Source organism: Adhaeribacter arboris (assembly GCF_003023845.1).
Taxonomy (GTDB): Bacteria; Bacteroidota; Bacteroidia; order Cytophagales; family Hymenobacteraceae; genus Adhaeribacter; species Adhaeribacter arboris.
Window position 1 is genome coordinate 4,759,896 of the sequence record NZ_PYFT01000001.1, and the last position, 17,425, is coordinate 4,777,320.

The following is a 17,425-nucleotide window of genomic DNA, read 5'->3' on the forward strand; positions in this document are numbered from 1 at the left end:
CTTGCCGGAAATTTTGTTCGCTACCAGTACTATAATCCAGAGCTTAAACTAACCTTATTGTTTCAAGGGTAAACAATGTAGGTACCTAATTTAGAAATGAAATTACCACCTAGAGAATTTTGCTTACGCTTTTTCAGCTTGCCGTAATTTTAAAATAATATCTATTTTCTGATTATATAAATTTTCTTCCAGGCCTACCGGATACACGTGCGGATTTAAAAAACGGCGGATAGTTTCGTGTAATTGCTGTACTTGCTGTTGCGCGTGCTGTTGAATAGTGCGTAAATCCGGGGTTTGGTAAATAAGCTGACCTTGCCGGAAAATTGGAACGAGTAAGTCCTGGCATTGAATGCTGGATGCCATAGTTTTACGGCGGGTAGCATCATTCGGGTCGATGAGCGTGGAAGTAGGCGCGGTTTCTTCTGAATAAATCATATCGGCCAGAAAGCCTTGTTCGTTAAAAAAGCGACGTACCTGCTGAATACCCGGGGTAGATATTTTGGCCAATTGCTCTGACAGTTTTAATTTGTATTCCCACTCGCCGGTAACTGGGTGGCGGAGCGCTCCTAACTTATACACGCCGCCCAAGGCCGGTTGATCGTAAGCGGTTACTAATTTGGTACCAATTCCCCAGGTATCAATGCGGGCACCCTGTCGTTTTAAGCTCTCGATCAAATACTCGTCTAAGTCGTTGCTGGCCACAATGGATACCGCCGGGAAACCAGCCTCATCGAAAAGGCGACGACCTTCCTTACTTAAATAAGCTAAATCACCGGAGTCCAGCCGGACACCTTGTAATTCATGCCCGCGAGCCCGCAGATCTTTCGCAACTGTCACGGCTTTTTTAATTCCGGCTAGGGTATTATAGGTATCTACCAGAAATACCGAATCATCCGGAAATACCTCGGCGTAAGCGGTAAAGGCAGCTTGTTCTTCCGTAAAACTCATTACCCAACTGTGCGCGTGCGTGCCTTTTACCGGAATAGTAAATAATCGCCCAGCCAGCAGGTTAGAAGTAGCTCCTATTCCGCCGATAAAGGCCGCTCGGGTAGCAGATAAGGCCCCATCCGGTCCCTGCGCCCGGCGCATACCAAACTCAATCACCCGATCACCTTGGGCTGCTTCCACAATGCGCGCGGCTTTGGTAGCTACCAGCGTCTGGAAATTAATGATGGTGAGTAAAGGAGTCTCGACGAGCTGACATTGTAAAATAGGGCCGGAGATACGCAATAAAGGTTCATTTGGAAATACCACCGTACCTTCGGGCACCGCGGCTACATCGCAGGTAAAACGCATTTGCAGCAAGTAATCCAGAAAGCCTTGTTCGAATAAAGGTTGATTTTTACTGCCGCGTAAGCTGCCTAAATAAGCGGTATCTTCCGGCGTAAATTGCAGGTGCTGTAACAAATCTATGGCATCCGCCAGACCAGCCATTACGGTATAACCTCCTTTAAATGGGTTCTTCCGGAAGTATAAATGAAAAACAGCTTCCTGTTCGGCCATTCCTTTTTTCCAATATCCTTGAGCCATCGTTAATTGGTACAAATCGGTTAGTAATGCCAAGGAGGTTTGGAAGCGATCGGATATATTCATTTTAGCTTTTGATTAAGGAGAATGCTGGTTCCTACGATAGTTACTATAGTTGGTTTATAAGGGTTAGCTAAAGGTTAGCATTAAGGCTACTCATCTAAATAAAGGAATAAATAATAAGCGTATACTGGCTTGATTTAGCGTCTTACTTATTTTAACTTTCCATCCATAAATACTCGTCTGATTAATGTTTCTTTATGCTGATTTATTCATGAAATATTTTAGATTTTTAAAATATATTATTTGGTTTTCACTCATTAGTTTGTTTCCAGGGCGAACAGTTTACGCCCAAAATCCGCATGGGGATAAAGATAAACAAACGTTTAAAAGCCTTTTTAATGGTCTTACTTTAGACGGCTGGCATATTATTCCGGGTGGCAATTGGCAGGTAATAAACGGAGCTATTGTTGGAACCAGTAGCAAAGAAGAAAAACGCCACGGTTTGCTGGTAAGCGATAAAGTATACAAAGATTTTACCGTAAAATTAAAATTTCGACCCATTACAGGTAATAGCGGCTTTTACTTCCGCTGCGAAGAAACCAACGACGAGGTGGGCGTGCACGGCTTTCAAGCGGAGATAGATCCCGAGAAAGATTCCGGGGGCTTGTACGAAACGGGTAGCCGCGAATGGGTAGTTCAACCCAAGCCGGAAGACGTTAAAAGATGGTTGAAGCCCGGTCTCTGGAACGACATGACGGTTATTGCCCGGGGCGGGAACATTGTGGTTTTTATTAACGGCTACAAAACGGCCGCCCTGAGCAATGATGCCGGCCGCCCGGAAGGCCATTTAGCGCTGCAACTACACGGTGGCATGGATATGAACGTGCTTTTTAAAGATATTCAAATTTCCGAAGAGTAAATATTTTATACCTTATCGGCTAAATACGTAGGAGATAGAAAAGCTCAATAAACCTGTTATCACGCGTAAAATCCTGGTTCCGGTTTCCAGTTCAGTGAAGAACTGGGGCTCTTTAATTCAAAGGCCTGCGCCAATAATTCGTAGCTGCGCAGCCGGTCGGCAAAATCATAAGTAATGGTTACAATTACGAGCTCGTCTATGTCGTAGTCCGTAGCCATTTGGGTTAGTTTTTCTTTTACCTGCTCGGGTGTACCGGCTACCATTCTTTGGCGGTTATATTGAATACGGGCTAGTTCTGATTCAGTATATTCCTGGGCATTGGCATCTTCGTAAGGGGGTACACCCGCCCGGATACCTTTCTCAATCCGAAGCATAAGTAAGTCCATTACGGCTTGTAGTTCTTGTGCCTTTTTTTCGGTTTCGGCGCATAAAACAAAAACACTGGCATTGGCTACCGGAGCGGGTAAGTTTTCGGAGGCTTGAAAATGAGTACGGTATGATTTTACCATTTCCGGACCACCGTTTGGATTGATGAAATGAGCAAATGAAAAACCAAAACCAAAATGAGCCGCGAAAACGCCACTCTGCCCGCTGGAACTAAGCAACCAGACCGGCGGTACGGTTTCGGCACTGGGAATAGCCTTAATGCGGGCTAAGTCGGTGCCGGGTTCAAAGGTATCGTTCAGGTAGTGGCCTAAATCGGTGAGTTGCTGAAAAAAGTCTTGTTCACTGAAGGTATTATACGGATTTAAGGCTTGAGCCGTCAGTCGGTCGGAACCGGGCGCCCGGCCAATTCCTAAATCAATCCGGCCCGGGAAAAGAGTTTCGAGCATCCGGAAATTTTCTGCCACTTTTAAAGCGCTGTAGTGCGGGAGCATCACGCCACCCGACCCTACCCGGATATACTGCGTTTTATTAGCTAAATGCGCCATTAATACCTCGGGGGTGGAGCCGGCTAAGCCTCGGGTGTTATGGTGTTCCGATACCCAAAAACGGGTATAGCCTAACTTATCGGCCATCTTAGCGAGTTGTACGGTTTCCTGCAGGGCTTGGCGAGCAGTGCCGCTCTTCCGAATCGGCGATTGATCGAGTACACTTAGCCGAATTGATTTTACACTCATGATCCGCTAACTTATTTATAAGACCTGGATTTTAGCCCGGTGATAGTTCTTGCCGCTGGCTTTCAGAAGCAATATAAATAGCCTAACGTTTCAATGTATGCTGTAGCATATTTTCCATTTAAGTTTCAATATTATTTTTTAAATGAAACCCGGATTAAAAACTTTTTTTCTGAAAAGATGCAAATGCAATTATTTTTTGCCTCACGTAAAGTTGCTCCGGTGAATTGTTTTTTTCTTACGAATAGTAAAAACGGCTCATTAAAAGATACTTTCTGATGTAAGTCTTTTAATGAAATACTTTACTGTTTTTTTACTAATTATTCATCGTGCTCGTATTAATCTTATGTGATTCTAAGAATAATGATATATGTTTCTAATTTGTATTATTCTATTAGAATTTAATAAAATAATCTAAATTTTTAGGCGTTATTTTTGACTTGTATTGAACAAAATGCATTGATACTTTGTAATTAGTAAAACTGAAATTGATAGATATAATTTGATTTGCATTTTTTATTTATTTGATTTTTTGGATTAAATTAATTTGTGTTTACGTATTGTCTAAACTCTTTTATATAACAAAAATAATAATTTCAATTAATTTAAAATTACATGCAAACCTTTACCACCTTACGTACTCCCCGTTTTAAAACAGTTCCTTACAGCGATGCTACTCCCGAGGTACAAGCTATTTACAACGAAACCATGCAGGTTTTGCAGTTGCCTTTTGTACTAAACTGGTTTAAGTGCCAGGGCAGCAACGATGTGTTGCTTCGCGGCAATTGGACGAAGTTGAAATCTACTCTCATCGAAGGGCAAGTGCCTAATATCCTGAAGCAACTAATTATCTATAATGTGTCGAAGATTCGGGGTTGTGAGTACTGTGCCAAAGCCCACGGTATTTTTGCTGATAGCATGAGCCAATTAATCAGCGATGAAGAAAATTTTAAAGTTACCGAAAATATGGATTCGGCGGCGTTACCTAATAGCTACAAAGCGGCAATCCGGTTAGTTACGAAAGCGGCGCTGCAAACGGAAACCGTTACTAACGAGGATTTTGAAGAATTAGCAAAGGAAGGCTTTAACGACGAAGAAATTCAGGAGTTAATGGCCCAAGCCGATTTAGTAAACATGCTGAATACAATTGCTACTATCTCCGGCATAAAAGTAGATAATGAGTTACTGGAAGCCGAATTTTAATTTTTGATTCAACCATAAGCTGCTACCTGCTTGATCGCCGCCGAGAACCAGATTTTCCGGATAACGTACGAGGCTTTTTCCAAGTTCTCGAATAACTTAAGTAAATGTCGCTCGCTGGACGATGTAGCGGCTTGCTTTAAAATAAATTTAAAATACCTTTTTAATTTTCACGTTTTCCGGGCCAGTTACCAGCGGGGCAACCGATACATACATTTAATGGTAACCGCCGAAGACTGCAGTATTGTACTGCAGTCTACCAGCGGTTATTTCGCTTATGAAACAGTACTCTTAGAAAAAGGTATACCGTTGCACTACAATCTGGACATAGATACTATCCCTCTGCCCGAAGTATATCGCTCCTTGACAATAGCTGAACCCGAACTTTGGGGTTGGAATTTTAAACAAGCCCAAGACCGGCAAATTATTGTTTCCTTATTATCGGGTAAAAGCCAGGTTTTCACCAAAAAAGATATCTCGTTTTTGAAAATGGTAGCAGAGAGTTTGGAATCAAAACTGCTGGAAGTATGTCTGTTTCTGGAATTAGACGCTAAAAATCAGGAACTAGGAAACGCAGTTACGACTATCCATGAAAAAAACGGGGTAATTACCTCTATTATGGAGCACCAGAAAGAAATCATTGAACAAAGAACTCAGGAAATCGCAACTAAAAATGCTCGCTTACTCGAAATTTCGGTTTTAAACGCGCATCACGTTCGCGAGCCTCTCAGCCGTATATTAGGCCTTATTTCGGTATTTGATTATTACGACTCTTTAGCTGACATTCAAAGGGAAGTTTTACCAAAGTTAAAAATTTCTTCGGCTGATTTAGACTCTGCTTTACAAGATGTTATAAACAAAGCTACCTCTGATTTAATTGAACTAAAAGCTTAAATAATATGAAAAAGATTGTGTTGGTTGATGACATGGATATTTTCAATTTCATCATGAAGAAAGTAATATCCAATGTTGATCCTGTTCATCAGGTGCACGATTTTACGAATGGTCAGCAGGCTCTGGATCAGTTAGAAGACCTGGAGCCAAACCTAATTTTTCTGGATTTAAATATGCCGGAAGTGAATGGGTGGGATTTTCTGGAAACTATGCGGGCTCGAAATTTACCACACAAAGTGTATATTCTTACCTCGTCTACCAGCGAACTGGATCGACAGCGTTCGGAAAAGTATCAGAACGTGGTTAATTTTTTAACTAAACCAGTGGCCCAGGATAAGGTTGCCGAGATTTTAAAAGAAGTTTAGGCGCTTGCGTACTATACAGATAATAAGAATTAAGCTATTTGTTTACGGAAACATACATTTCCATTCGAAAATCAGGATAGGATAAAAAGGCTGCTAATAAGGCAGCCTTTCTTGTTTTTAGTGAGTTCGGTATTCTGGAAATAAAATCTTATTAAGCAAGCGCACTAAATTTAGATTTTACTGTTGTTTTAACAATATAGTGCTCTCCTTGGTCTATTTTGTTAAATAATCTGCCTAAATTACAACCAATTTCATAATACTTTAATCAAACTGCATTGTGCTTGATTTCCGCGTTTTTATTTGTTAATTACTTGTTCCATGTCCTTCAAAACCTCTTTACGCAAACATTTTTTTACCACAATTTACGGGAGCTTGTTGTTCCTGGCTACGTATGCGTGTACCAATATTGGGCACGAAAAAAAAGTTTTAGTATTTACTCCGGCTAAAACGAATCCCGAAACGACTGCTGCTGGGGTGGCTGCTTTACAAGAATTAGGAGCAGAACATAAATTTAAGGTAGACACGGCTTTTACTGCTGCGCGCCTCACTGAAGACTCCCTGAAAAAATATGCGGCGGTGGTATTATTAAATACTGCTCCGGATGAATTAGGCCATAGTCAGCAGGTAGATCTGCAGCGGTTTGAGCAGGCAGGTGGAAAAATTATTAAACCTGAACCGGTAACTAGCCCCGAAAAATTTAAAGATGCCTCTTACCAGAGACAGTTAGGCAGCAATATCGAAACGGAAGTTGCTAAAGCTAGTAAGCTTGATTATAGTAAAGCTACTATTGCGCGTGTACCCGAAGAAAGCCGTTTTGTGCAAATGGTACTCGACCAAAACCTGGATGAGCCCATGCAAATGACCATTCTGGAACAAGGTAAAGTATTATTTATTGAGCGCCGGGGTAACGTAAAACTTTATGACCCGGCTAAAAGAGCAACCCGCGTTATTTCTAAATTTAACGTGCACACCGAAGGGAACTACGAAGATGGTCTATTGGGAGTAACCAAAGATCCTAAGTTTTCGGAGAACCATTGGGTGTATTTTTATTACTCGCCGGAAGTAAAAGAATCGAAACAAAATCTTTCGCGCTTTACCATGATCGGCGATAGCCTGGATATGAAGTCGGAAACGCTGATTATGGAAGTGCCGGTGCAACGCGAAACTTGCTGCCACTCGGCTGGTGGTTTAGTGTTTGGTCCGGAAGGTTATTTGTACATTTCTACCGGCGATAATACCAGTTCCAAAGAATCAGATGGCTTTTCGCCGCTGGATGAGCGGCCGGGTCGTGGTCCTTTCGATTCCCAAAAATCATCGGGTAATACCAACGATTTACGCGGTAAAATTCTGCGGATTATTCCCAAACCGGAAGGTGGCTACGATATTCCGGAAGGCAACTTATTCCCGAAAGGAACTCCTAAAACCCGCCCTGAAATTTACGTAATGGGTACCCGCAATGCCTTCCGGTTCTCGATAGATGCGAAAACCAAATATTTGTACTGGGGCGATGTTGGTCCGGATGGGGGTAGCGATGGCCCGCAAGGCCCGCGCAGTTACGATGAGTTTAACCAAGCTCGTCAGGCGGGTAACCATGGTTGGCCGTATTTTGTGGCGGATAACAAAGCTTATTCTGACTGGGACTTTGCCACGAACAAGCCCGGCCCTTTATTCGATCCAAACCGGCCGGTAAACAAATCGCCGAATAATACCGGTTTAGAAGTACTGCCACCCGCGCAAAAACCTTTAATGTGGTACCCTTACGATGTGTCCAAAGAGTTTCCGTTTTTGGGGAAAGGTTCCCGCAGTGCCATGGCTGGTCCGGTGTATTATTCCGAAATGTACGGCGATAGCAAAAAGAAATTCCCGGCGTATTATGATGGCAAATTATTCATTTACGAGTGGGCCCGCAGCTGGGTAAAGGTAGTAAGCTTCCACCCTGATGGTTCATTAAACAAAGTAGAGCCTTTCCTGCCGAGTATGGAAGTATTTAAACCGATTGATATGCAATTTGGTCCGGACGGCGCCATGTATTTGCTGCAATACGGCGAAAATTACTTTGCCCGTAACCCTGATGCTCGTTTGGTGCGCATCGAATACACCGAGGGCAACCGGGCACCAGTTGCGACTATTACCGCTGATAAACAAGTAGGCGCTGCTCCTTTACAAGTAAAAGTTTCGGCCAAAGAATCTTACGACTACGATAAAACCGATAAATTAACCTATGAGTGGCGTTTAACCTCGGGAGGAGAAGTAATATCCCGGGAAGCAGAAACCACTTTAAATTTTGATAAGCCGGGCGTTTACAAACCTGAACTTACCGTGAAAGATGATAAAGGCGAAGTTACGACTACGCAAACCGAAATTAAAGTAGGTAACGAGCCGCCGCAAGTAGCCATTGATATTACCGGTAACCGTTCGTTTTTCTTTGATAACAATACTTTTAATTATAAAGTGAGTGTGTCTGATAAAGAAGAAGGAACCGTAGGACAAGGAATAGATCCTAGCCAGGTAATGCTTGCCTTTGATTATTTACCCCAAGGCAAAGACTACGCGCTTATTTCGGCGGCTTCCAAATCGGGTAACGTAGCTACTAAATTTTTAAAAGGTAAATCTTTGATTGATGGCAGCGATTGTAAGTCGTGTCACGATTTAGAAAAGAAATCCATCGGACCAAGCTACAAAATGGTAGCCGAACGTTATGCGGCGGCCGGCGAGAATTCGGTGGGTTTCTTAGCGGAAAAAATTATTAAAGGTGGTAATGGCAATTGGGGGCATAGCTTAATGGCCGCGCACCCGCAGCACAGCAAAGCCGAAACATCCGAAATGGTGCGTTATATTTTATCGCTGTCGGCTACGAATAACGCGGGTGGCAGCATGCCGCTGCAAGGTAAATTTACCACCAAAGAGCACCTTGGTACCGGCGAAGAAGGTTCGTATATTATTACTGTAAGCTACCGCGATAAAGGCAACGCATTTACCGGGCCACTTACCGATCGTAAAACCTTGGTTCTGCGTCATCCCAAAGTGCAAGCGGAAGATTACGATGGCTACCAGCAAATTAATACGCAACGTCCGCCCAATTCCGGTGGTTTAGGTTACGTTGATAATATCCGGAACGGTTCCTGGATATCTTTCAAAAATATTGATTTAACTGGTATAGAAACTTTAACCTTCCGGGTAAATGCGAATGGTAACAGATATCCGGGTGGTACCATTGAAGTACGCAGCGGTTCGGTAAGCGGCCCGGTTGTAGCCACGGCTACCGTGAAAACAACTAATATCGAAGGTAAAGGTCAACTAATGTCTAACGACCCGCGCTGGTCAGAAGTAACTGCCTCCGTAACGAATGCCGTTACTAAGCCGCAGGATTTATACCTAGTGTTCCAGAATAATCAAAGCCCAAACCGCAATTTGTTCCTGCTCGACTGGATTAACTTTGGTAACTTTAGTAAAAAATCCTGGGTCGTAATTAAAAATAATTGCTAAATAGGAAAAAGCCGCTGCCCGAATCAGGCAGCGGCTTTTTGCTTTAATTAAATTGTGAGACAATGAAGGCTATCACCTAAAACTTAATCATTAGCTAAAAAAGGAGCTTGCCTTACATAGGTATTTGAATCCAACTGCTCGATCAAAAAATACGCTAAGTCGGTAGCGCAAATCTTCTCACCCGGGCAATCTTCCAGGCTCACGTGTATTCCTCTTCTTTCGTCCGTTTGCTCAATTAGGGGCAATCTAACCAAAGTCCAATCAATTTTACTGTCAGATAAAATCTCGTACTCTAATTGTTTATCCTGGGTACTTTTTGGAAAATGCGTGTGCATCCAATCCGTAGCAAACTGGGTTTTGGTACCTTTTTTATCAAGGGGAGTGTTTACATTCAAACCGGTTATCAATAGGTACCGCGAAATTTGATGCGCTTGCATGGCCCGTAAAATATGAGTGGTAGCTTGGCTGAACAAGGTAGGTTCGCTGGGTGGCTGACCTAAGCCTAAAGTGCTGATTACGGTTTGGCAACCTTCTAGTAAAGTATGTATACTTTTGTAATCCCGGGCATCACCAAGCACAACTTCTATTAAAGGGTTCACTATTTTAAATTTTTCCGGGTTCCGGACAAGAATTTTAAAAGGCAGGCTTTGCTTTAGGAGTTGCTCAACCAGGTATTTCCCGGCTTTACCGGTACCGCCCAACAGGGCTGTTTTTATTTTTGATTTCATGGCTACTTTATAAAATAGTAAATACAAAATTGTTCGAACTTTTTATGATAAGTCCGAAGGCCCCAGAACCTTGGTGGTTGCTGGATGATAAGTACTATTTTATAAGGCAGTTTTAATGGAACAAATCTATACTTTTATCCCATCCAAGCAAATACAATCAGGTAAAAGTCTCCATAAATAAAACAGCCAACTCTCGCATAATGGAAAGCTGGCTGTTTTATTTATGGAGACTTGTTAATCTTTACTTAATAAATATTTCAGTGAATCAATCTATTTGATAGAATTGAAATTAGCACAATTACAATAGCAAGAAATAACTAAACAGAAATAAATCTTGTGTCTAACATCTGGATACTTATGCCTCATTAATTATGCTTTTAACTTCTGTAAGTAATTAAAATTATGTTTTACACTTTCTATGGGGTCACCGGAATATTCTTCCTGCTCCACAAAATAATATTTTAAACCTGATTTATCGGCGTTCTGGAAAAGCTTGGCAATATCCAGACCGCCCTTCCCAAATTCGGTGCTTACCGGCTCGTTTTTCTTCATGTCTTTTAAATGCCACAACGGAAAGCGACGGGGATAACGGGTAAAATAATCAATTGGATCGTGGCCCGTAGCTACTACCCAGCCTAAATCTAATTCCCAAGCTACCAGTTTCGGATCGGTTTCGGCCAAAAGCAAATCATACAGTACTTTGCCTTCTGCTTTTTCAAATTCGTATTCGTGGTTATGATAGCCAAATTGCAAACCTGCTTTTTTACATTCTTCGCCGGCTTTATTAAATTGTTCAGCCACTTTTTGATAATTACTAATAGTTTGCCCTTCGGTGGGCAGCGAGGAACAAATTAGGTATGTCTGACCGGTTTCAGCGGCATCAGCGACGGTTTTTTGCCAATCTTTATCCAGGTGCACATGGCCACTGCGCAGGTTCATGCCTAAATCCTGAATAACTTTTTTAAATTCTTTCGGAGCAAAGCCATAGTAATTACCTTTGGCACTGCGCGCTGATTCCAGTTCTTTGTAGCCAATAGTAGCCAGTTTTTTCAAAGTGCCTTTTACATCCGCTTCTAGTTCTTTCCGGACAGTATATAATTGAATACCGGCGCTTTTAGGTTTAGCCAGGGAACCGGCTTGGGCTAATAAGGGGAGGGCAGCTGCTCCTAAAGTAAGGGAGCCGGCTTGTTTCAAAAAATCCCGACGATTAATCATATGTAACAATTAAAAGTAAATTTATGGTTTAGGAATATATACAATTCTTAAAGGTACAATAACTAGCGAATTGCGCTAAACTTATTTTAAGGTAAATTTTCGCCGGTAAAGATGAAGAGTCTCTTGTAGAAAATGGATAGATGGTTAGTAAAAATATTTATAACAAAATAGGAAAATGATTGATAATCCTGTAAGGAAAATTTACGCTTATTAAAAATTTAAAAAATATTAAAAGTTTAAGCCTACTTACTGTTTAAATTACAATAAAAAAGGATTAACTTCGGTTGATTTTGTCAGCAACTGACAGGCTATCAATGCCTTTTATTACAAGATGAATTTACACAAATTTATAACATCCGGAGCAGTAACCGTAATTTTGCTGGTAGCTGCCGGGTTTACAAACAAGCAACCTCTTCCTAATTCTGTTGCCAACTCTTTTCAAGAAGATAAATTTGATCCTTATCGCGAAACCATTCCGGGTACTAAAGTATCCTTTGAACTAGTACCTATAAAAGGGGGGGAATTTAGGATGGGTAGCCCGGCTACCGAAGCAAAACGTAAACCCGACGAAGGCCCCCAACACAAAGTTAAAATTGAGCCGTTCTGGATGGGAAAATACGAAGTAACCTGGGATGAGTTTGAAATTTTTGTGTACAAAGAAATTGAAAAACAATCCATGAACGCTTCCTCTATGGCGGCAACGGGCCCTTCTGATGCGGTTTCGCGGCCTAGCCCCCCGTACCTGGATATGACTTTTGGGATGGGCAAAAGCGGCTTTCCGGCCATAAACATGACCCAGTTTGGAGCACTTACTTATTGTAAATGGTTAACTGCTAAAACCGGGCATTTTTACCGTTTGCCCACCGAAGCAGAATGGGAGTATGCCTGCCGGGCCGGTGCAACAACGGCTTATTCTTTCGGTGATGATCCCACTGGACTGGACGAATACAGCTGGAATTTTAACAACAGCAACGCCGGCACTAAAAAAGTAGGGAGTAAAAAACCAAATGCCTGGGGATTATACGACATGCACGGTAACGTAGCCGAATGGACTTTAGACCAGTACGATCCTAATTTTTACGCTCAGTTTGCCAAAGCAACTGCTACTAATCCTTGGTTAAAGCCAACAAAATTGTACGCGCATACGCTACGGGGTGGTTCCTGGGACGATGATCCGGATGCTTTACGCAGTGCGGCCCGTCAGTTCTCGAAACCCGTATGGAAGCAACGTGATCCGCAAATTCCTAAGAGCCAGTGGTGGTTTACCGATGCCTCTTTTGTGGGTTTCCGGGTAGTACGCCCGCTTAAACAGCCCTCCGCCGAAGAAATTGCTAAATATTGGTCAGAGCCCATTAAAGATTATGGCTCTTGAGCAAATGGTTAAACTACTAAAAGAATCTGTTCATTAAACCTGAATACATTTATTAAAAATATTTTCAAACTTGTAAATCATTCTAAAATCTAAAATAGCTACTACTACCATGAGCGAAGAAAAAGACCTCCAAAACACGTTTCCCCATCTATCGCGGCGGGGTTTCTTTAAAGGATCAGCGGCCCTTTTAGGAGGGGCACTCATTAGCCAACTTCCGTTCGAAACCAATGCCTATGCCCGCTACGGTGCCGACGATACCATTAAAGTAGCCTTAATTGGCTGCGGTGGCCGGGGTACCGGCGCTGCCATTCAGGCGTTGAGCACCCAAGGCAAAGTGAAATTAGTAGCTATGGCCGATGCTTTCCGCGACCGGCTCGACGAAAGTTTTACCGCCGTTTCTACTAAGTTTCCGGATAAAAGCCGGGTTGATGTACCGGAAAAAAATAAGTTTGTTGGCTTCGATGCTTACAAAAAAGCTATTCCTTTAGCTGATGTAGTTATCTTAGCAACGCCTCCTGGTTTCCGACCTATTCATTTTGAAGAAGCGGTGAATGCGGGCAAGCACATTTTTATGGAAAAACCCGTTGCTACCGATGGCCCTGGGGTTCGTAGAGTATTAGCTGCCGCTGAAATAGCCAAAAAGAAAAATTTAAATGTGGTGGTTGGGTTACAGCGTCGTTACCAGAATGCTTACCTCGAAACTATTAAGCGCATTAACGATGGCGCCATTGGCGATATAACCAGTGCGCAGGCGTATTGGCACAATGCCGGAGTATGGGTACGTCCCCGGAAAGAAGGCCAAACCGAAATGGAATACCAAATGCGGAATTGGTACTACTTTAACTGGCTTTGCGGCGACCATATTTTAGAGCAGCACATTCATAATATCGACGTGGTAAACTGGGTGAAAAATGATTATCCGGTATCGGCCCAAGGAATGGGTGGCCGCCAGGTGCGGAACGGAAAAGACCACGGGGAGATTTTTGACCACCACTACGTTGAATTTACTTACGCCGATGGTACAATATTTAACAGCCAATGCCGCCACCAGCCGGGCACTATGAACCGCGTTGAAGAAGTGTTTGTAGGAACAAAAGGTCGCGCTACGCTCTCTGGCGACGGAAAAGGTATTGTTACCGACTTAAAAGGCGGCTCTATTTATAACCACCGTTCTAAAAACGATCCGGATCCGTATCAGACCGAGCACGATAAATTGTTCGCGGCTATCCGGAGCGGCAGCGTTATTAATAACGCCGAATACGGCGCAAAAAGCACCATGACTGCCATTTTAGGTCGTAATGCTACTTATTCCGGACAAGTAATTAAATGGGACGATGCTTTAAATACCCAAATAAGCATTATGCCGGAAAAATTTGCCTGGGATGCTCCTACACCTACTAAACCCGATGCCAACGGAAACTATCCTATCCCGACTCCCGGCGTTACCCGTGTTATTTAAATTTTATATTTATAGTTTATTTAGAAAAGCCTTCTCTCATCCGGAAGGTTTTTTTATGTCAAATATTTTAGCTTGTTCTTGGGTTATTACCTTAGCGGGAGACCGGAGGTTAATAGCATTGTTGAACAAGATTCGTTTAAATCAGGAATAAAACTCATCCGGAAACATACTGTATCTAATTTTTAAGTAACATTAAGGCAGGTACTGATTTGTCTTTCTTATGCAAAATACCCTCTTCTTTTACCTTGCGCTACTCCTGGTAATTCTGTTTTTGGTAATGCTGGCCCGTCGGCTCAAAATCTCGTACCCGATTATTCTGGTTTTGGGCGGATTGCTATTGAGCTTTATTCCCGGTCTGCCGGTGCTCCACGTAGAGCCTGAACTGATATTCTTGCTTTTTCTACCGCCATTACTGTACGAAGCGGCCTGGTACACTTCCTGGAAAGAATTCTGGAAGTGGCGCCGGGTAATTGGTTCGTTTGCTTTTTTAATTGTCATTCTTACGGCCAGCGTTATTGCTTTTATTTCGCAGGCCCTCATTCCGGGTTTTACTTTGGCTTTAGGTTTCTTATTGGGGGCTATAATTTCTCCACCCGATGCGGTTTCGGCTACGTCTATTTTAAAAGATATATCGGTGCCTAAACGGATTGTTTCTATTCTGGAAGGAGAGAGTTTACTTAATGATGCGTCCAGCTTAATAGTTTTCCGGTTTGCTTTAACCGCAGTGGTATCCGGCGGTTTTGTTTTTCACGAAGCGATTACCAGTTTTTTTGTGGTGATTATAATGGGAACGCTTGTCGGTTTAAGTGTGGCTGTTGTGTTTTACGCTATTCACCGGTGGTTGCCTACTACGCCCAGCATGGATACGGTTCTTACTTTTATAGCGCCCTACATGATGTACATCACCGCCGAAAAATTCCATTTTTCGGGAGTTTTAGCGGTGGTTAGCGGCGGCTTATTTCTGTCGCATCACAGTCACACTATGCTCAGTCACCTGAGCCGGATACGTGGCGCAAACGTGTGGGCTACCGTAGGATTTGCGCTCAACGGCTTTATTTTTATGTTAATTGGGTTACAGTTGCCGGTTATTGTGCAACAGTTAGGAGACCATATTTCCCTGAGTGAAGCCATTATTTATGGTTTGCTTATTTCATTGGTAGTAATAATTACCCGGTTACTATGTGTAATGGGCGCGTCGATTTTTACCAAATTTATTAGCCGCTACATTACGACGGCCGATAGCAACCCTGGTTGGCGAGGACCTATTATTGTGGGTTGGGCCGGTATGCGCGGCGTAGTTTCTTTAGCTTCCGCTTTATCTATTCCATTGGTATTGAGCAACGGCGAAGCTTTCCCGCAGCGAAACCTTATTTTGTTTATCACTTTCACGGTTATCTTGGTTACGTTGGTGTTTCAGGGTTTAACCTTGCCTTACCTAATCCGCTGGGTAAACGTACAAGAAACCGATTATCCCTTATCTTTAGCCGAACAAGATTTTTTAATACGGCGAAAGTTAAAAAGAGAAGCTTTAAAATTTATCGAGGAAAAGTATCCCAGCGCAGGCGATACCAACGAATTAATAAAAAGTTTGAAGTTGCGCTTACAAAGCGATATTACCTTTTTAGATTATTTTCATCAACCCGACGTAGAAGAAAAATGGGAGAGTGAAAACATTTTGAGTTACCGGGAAATTATGACGAATTTGTTTACTCAAGAACGGCAACTATTACATACCATCAATAAGAAAGCCGAAGTAGACGAAGATGTTGTGCGCAAACACCTGACTCTGCTAGACTTGGAAGAAGAAAAGCTGCGGCAGCAGTTTGAGAATGATTAACCCGCCGGGCTACCAGGCTTGCTTTTCTTCTTCCGCAAAACCTTGTTTATTTAATCCGTATATTTTTTAAAAATAGCCGTAGCAGTATGGCCCCCAAATCCGAAAGTATTGTTCATGACGTAGTTTACCGGCTGCGCAACTGCTTCTCCCAGAATAAGGTTTAACCCTGCGGGCACTTCCGGGTCTACGTTTTCTACGTTAATAGTAGGCGGAATAATATTGTTATAGACGGCCAATACGCTAATAATACTTTCTACGGCCCCGGCAGCGCCTAATAGATGGCCGGTCATGGATTTAGTGGCGCTTATGGCTACCGGCAAATCCTGGAATATACTTTTTATAGCCTTCAATTCACTTAAATCGCCCATTCCGGTAGAAGTAGCGTGCGCATTTACGTAATCAATCTGCTCCGGACCAATTTGCGCATCCGCTAAGGCGCTTTTCATGCCTAGAGCGGCTCCTAAACCTTCCGGCGAAGTTCCGGTTAAATGATAAGCATCCCCGGCCATACCACCGCCAATTAATTCGGCATAAATCCGGGCCCCGCGTTTTACGGCGTGCTCCCGTTCTTCTAATATTAATGCGCCGGCGCCTTCTCCCATTATAAATCCATCCCGGTCCTGGTCGAACGGCCGCGAAGCTTTCTCAGGTTCTTCATTGCGTTTAGATAAAGCCTGGGCGGCGCTAAAACCACCTACTGCCCCTTCGGTAATAGCCGCCTCCGAACCTCCGGCTACCATTATAGTAGCTTTGCCTAACCGAATAGTGTCAAAAGCATTAATAATAGCGGTATTGGAAGAAGCGCAGGCCGAAACGGTGCAATAGTTTGGCCCGTACAGTTTATGCCGGATAGAAATAACCCCGGCGGCAATATCCACAATCATTTTCGGGATGAAATACGGGTTAAATCGCGGGGTTCCGTCGCCGGCATGATACTCCCGTAACTGCTCTTCAAAAGTACCAATGCCGCCGTTGCCGGAGCCCCAGATTACTCCTACTTCGTACCGTTCCGTTTCCGATATTTGTTTGAAATCCAAGCCGGCATCCAGGATAGCCTGGTCACAGGCTGCAATGGCATATTGGGTAAATAAATCGTATTTTTTCAGTTCTTTCTTGTCTAGGTAATCTTCCGCCCGAAACGCCTTTACCTCGCAGCCAAACCTGGTTTTAAATTTACTTGCATCAAATTTGGTAAGCGGGGCGGCTCCGCTTTTACCGGCCACAATATTCTGCCAGAATTCAGCCACGGTATTTCCTAGAGGGGTAATGGCTCCTAAACCCGTTATAACTACTCTTTTCATA

General features: G+C 43.0%; 13 protein-coding genes. 8 read left to right on the top strand and 5 right to left on the bottom strand.

The window, feature by feature from the left end; all coding sequences use genetic code 11:
• Positions 1-123: 123 nt before the first annotated feature.
• On the bottom strand, positions 124-1,593 hold the full coding sequence (locus AHMF7605_RS19280; protein WP_106931672.1) for a nicotinate phosphoribosyltransferase: 1,470 nt from the start codon (positions 1,591-1,593) through the stop codon (positions 124-126).
• Between the two features lie 208 nt (positions 1,594-1,801).
• Here AHMF7605_RS19280 and AHMF7605_RS19285 point away from each other — a divergent pair, with 208 nt between their 5' ends.
• Positions 1,802-2,449, top strand: a complete 648-nt coding sequence (locus tag AHMF7605_RS19285) for a 3-keto-disaccharide hydrolase (RefSeq protein ID WP_158267565.1) — start codon at positions 1,802-1,804, stop codon at positions 2,447-2,449.
• A gap of 59 nt (positions 2,450-2,508) precedes the next feature.
• On the opposite strand, the gene AHMF7605_RS19290 is transcribed toward AHMF7605_RS19285, so the two are convergent.
• Positions 2,509-3,570, bottom strand: coding sequence for an LLM class flavin-dependent oxidoreductase (locus AHMF7605_RS19290; RefSeq protein ID WP_106931674.1), 1,062 nt, complete (start codon positions 3,568-3,570; stop codon positions 2,509-2,511).
• A 612-nt stretch (positions 3,571-4,182) separates the two neighbouring features.
• Between AHMF7605_RS19290 and AHMF7605_RS19300 the strand changes: the two genes are divergently transcribed.
• The 4 genes from AHMF7605_RS19300 (at position 4,183) to AHMF7605_RS19315 (ending at position 9,512) form a co-directional block, all read left to right on the top strand.
• On the top strand, positions 4,183-4,770 hold the full coding sequence (locus AHMF7605_RS19300; protein WP_106931676.1) for a carboxymuconolactone decarboxylase family protein: 588 nt from the start codon (positions 4,183-4,185) through the stop codon (positions 4,768-4,770).
• A 30-nt stretch (positions 4,771-4,800) separates the two neighbouring features.
• Positions 4,801-5,661, top strand: coding sequence for a hypothetical protein (locus tag AHMF7605_RS19305; RefSeq protein WP_106931677.1), 861 nt, complete (start codon positions 4,801-4,803; stop codon positions 5,659-5,661).
• A gap of 5 nt (positions 5,662-5,666) precedes the next feature.
• On the top strand, positions 5,667-6,026 hold the full coding sequence (locus tag AHMF7605_RS19310; protein ID WP_106931678.1) for a response regulator: 360 nt from the start codon (positions 5,667-5,669) through the stop codon (positions 6,024-6,026).
• Positions 6,027-6,344: 318 nt separating this feature from the next.
• Positions 6,345-9,512, top strand: a complete 3,168-nt coding sequence (locus AHMF7605_RS19315; RefSeq protein WP_106931679.1) for a PQQ-dependent sugar dehydrogenase — start codon at positions 6,345-6,347, stop codon at positions 9,510-9,512.
• An 83-nt stretch (positions 9,513-9,595) separates the two neighbouring features.
• On the opposite strand, the gene AHMF7605_RS19320 is transcribed toward AHMF7605_RS19315, so the two are convergent.
• Together AHMF7605_RS19320 and AHMF7605_RS19325 are read right to left on the bottom strand one after the other, a co-directional pair.
• The gene (locus AHMF7605_RS19320; protein WP_106933537.1) at positions 9,596-10,240 is read right to left on the bottom strand and encodes an NAD(P)-dependent oxidoreductase; all 645 of its coding nucleotides are present in this window, start codon (positions 10,238-10,240) and stop codon (positions 9,596-9,598) included.
• A 369-nt stretch (positions 10,241-10,609) separates the two neighbouring features.
• A complete protein-coding gene (locus AHMF7605_RS19325; RefSeq protein ID WP_106931680.1) occupies positions 10,610-11,455 on the bottom strand; it encodes a sugar phosphate isomerase/epimerase family protein in 846 nt (281 codons plus the stop codon).
• Positions 11,456-11,786: 331 nt separating this feature from the next.
• On the opposite strand from AHMF7605_RS19325, the gene AHMF7605_RS19330 reads away from it, so the two are divergent.
• The 3 genes from AHMF7605_RS19330 to AHMF7605_RS19340 all read left to right on the top strand — a co-directional run bounded on the left by AHMF7605_RS19330 (position 11,787) and on the right by AHMF7605_RS19340 (position 16,123).
• The gene (locus AHMF7605_RS19330) at positions 11,787-12,827 is read left to right on the top strand and encodes a formylglycine-generating enzyme family protein (RefSeq protein ID WP_106931681.1); all 1,041 of its coding nucleotides are present in this window, start codon (positions 11,787-11,789) and stop codon (positions 12,825-12,827) included.
• A gap of 109 nt (positions 12,828-12,936) precedes the next feature.
• Positions 12,937-14,286 (top strand): Gfo/Idh/MocA family protein, encoded by a 1,350-nt coding sequence (locus AHMF7605_RS19335; RefSeq protein ID WP_106931682.1) that lies wholly within the window; start codon positions 12,937-12,939, stop codon positions 14,284-14,286.
• A gap of 220 nt (positions 14,287-14,506) precedes the next feature.
• Complete coding sequence (locus AHMF7605_RS19340; protein WP_106931683.1) at positions 14,507-16,123, top strand: Na+/H+ antiporter; 1,617 nt, start codon at positions 14,507-14,509, stop codon at positions 16,121-16,123.
• Between the two features lie 50 nt (positions 16,124-16,173).
• On the opposite strand, the gene fabF is transcribed toward AHMF7605_RS19340, so the two are convergent.
• Complete coding sequence (gene fabF / locus AHMF7605_RS19345) at positions 16,174-17,424, bottom strand: beta-ketoacyl-ACP synthase II (RefSeq protein ID WP_106931684.1); 1,251 nt, start codon at positions 17,422-17,424, stop codon at positions 16,174-16,176.
• Position 17,425 lies beyond the last annotated feature (1 nt).

Coding starts and splice junctions, on each gene's coding strand:
- AHMF7605_RS19280 (WP_106931672.1), bottom strand. CDS start 1,593: ATGAATATATCCGATCGCTTCCAAACCTCCTTGGCATTACTAACCGAT.
- AHMF7605_RS19285 (WP_158267565.1), top strand. CDS start 1,802: ATGAAATATTTTAGATTTTTAAAATATATTATTTGGTTTTCACTCATT.
- AHMF7605_RS19290 (WP_106931674.1), bottom strand. CDS start 3,570: ATGAGTGTAAAATCAATTCGGCTAAGTGTACTCGATCAATCGCCGATT.
- AHMF7605_RS19300 (WP_106931676.1), top strand. CDS start 4,183: ATGCAAACCTTTACCACCTTACGTACTCCCCGTTTTAAAACAGTTCCT.
- AHMF7605_RS19310 (WP_106931678.1), top strand. CDS start 5,667: ATGAAAAAGATTGTGTTGGTTGATGACATGGATATTTTCAATTTCATC.
- AHMF7605_RS19315 (WP_106931679.1), top strand. CDS start 6,345: ATGTCCTTCAAAACCTCTTTACGCAAACATTTTTTTACCACAATTTAC.
- AHMF7605_RS19320 (WP_106933537.1), bottom strand. CDS start 10,240: ATGAAATCAAAAATAAAAACAGCCCTGTTGGGCGGTACCGGTAAAGCC.
- AHMF7605_RS19325 (WP_106931680.1), bottom strand. CDS start 11,455: ATGATTAATCGTCGGGATTTTTTGAAACAAGCCGGCTCCCTTACTTTA.
- AHMF7605_RS19330 (WP_106931681.1), top strand. CDS start 11,787: ATGAATTTACACAAATTTATAACATCCGGAGCAGTAACCGTAATTTTG.
- AHMF7605_RS19335 (WP_106931682.1), top strand. CDS start 12,937: ATGAGCGAAGAAAAAGACCTCCAAAACACGTTTCCCCATCTATCGCGG.
- AHMF7605_RS19340 (WP_106931683.1), top strand. CDS start 14,507: ATGCAAAATACCCTCTTCTTTTACCTTGCGCTACTCCTGGTAATTCTG.
- fabF (WP_106931684.1), bottom strand. CDS start 17,424: ATGAAAAGAGTAGTTATAACGGGTTTAGGAGCCATTACCCCTCTAGGA.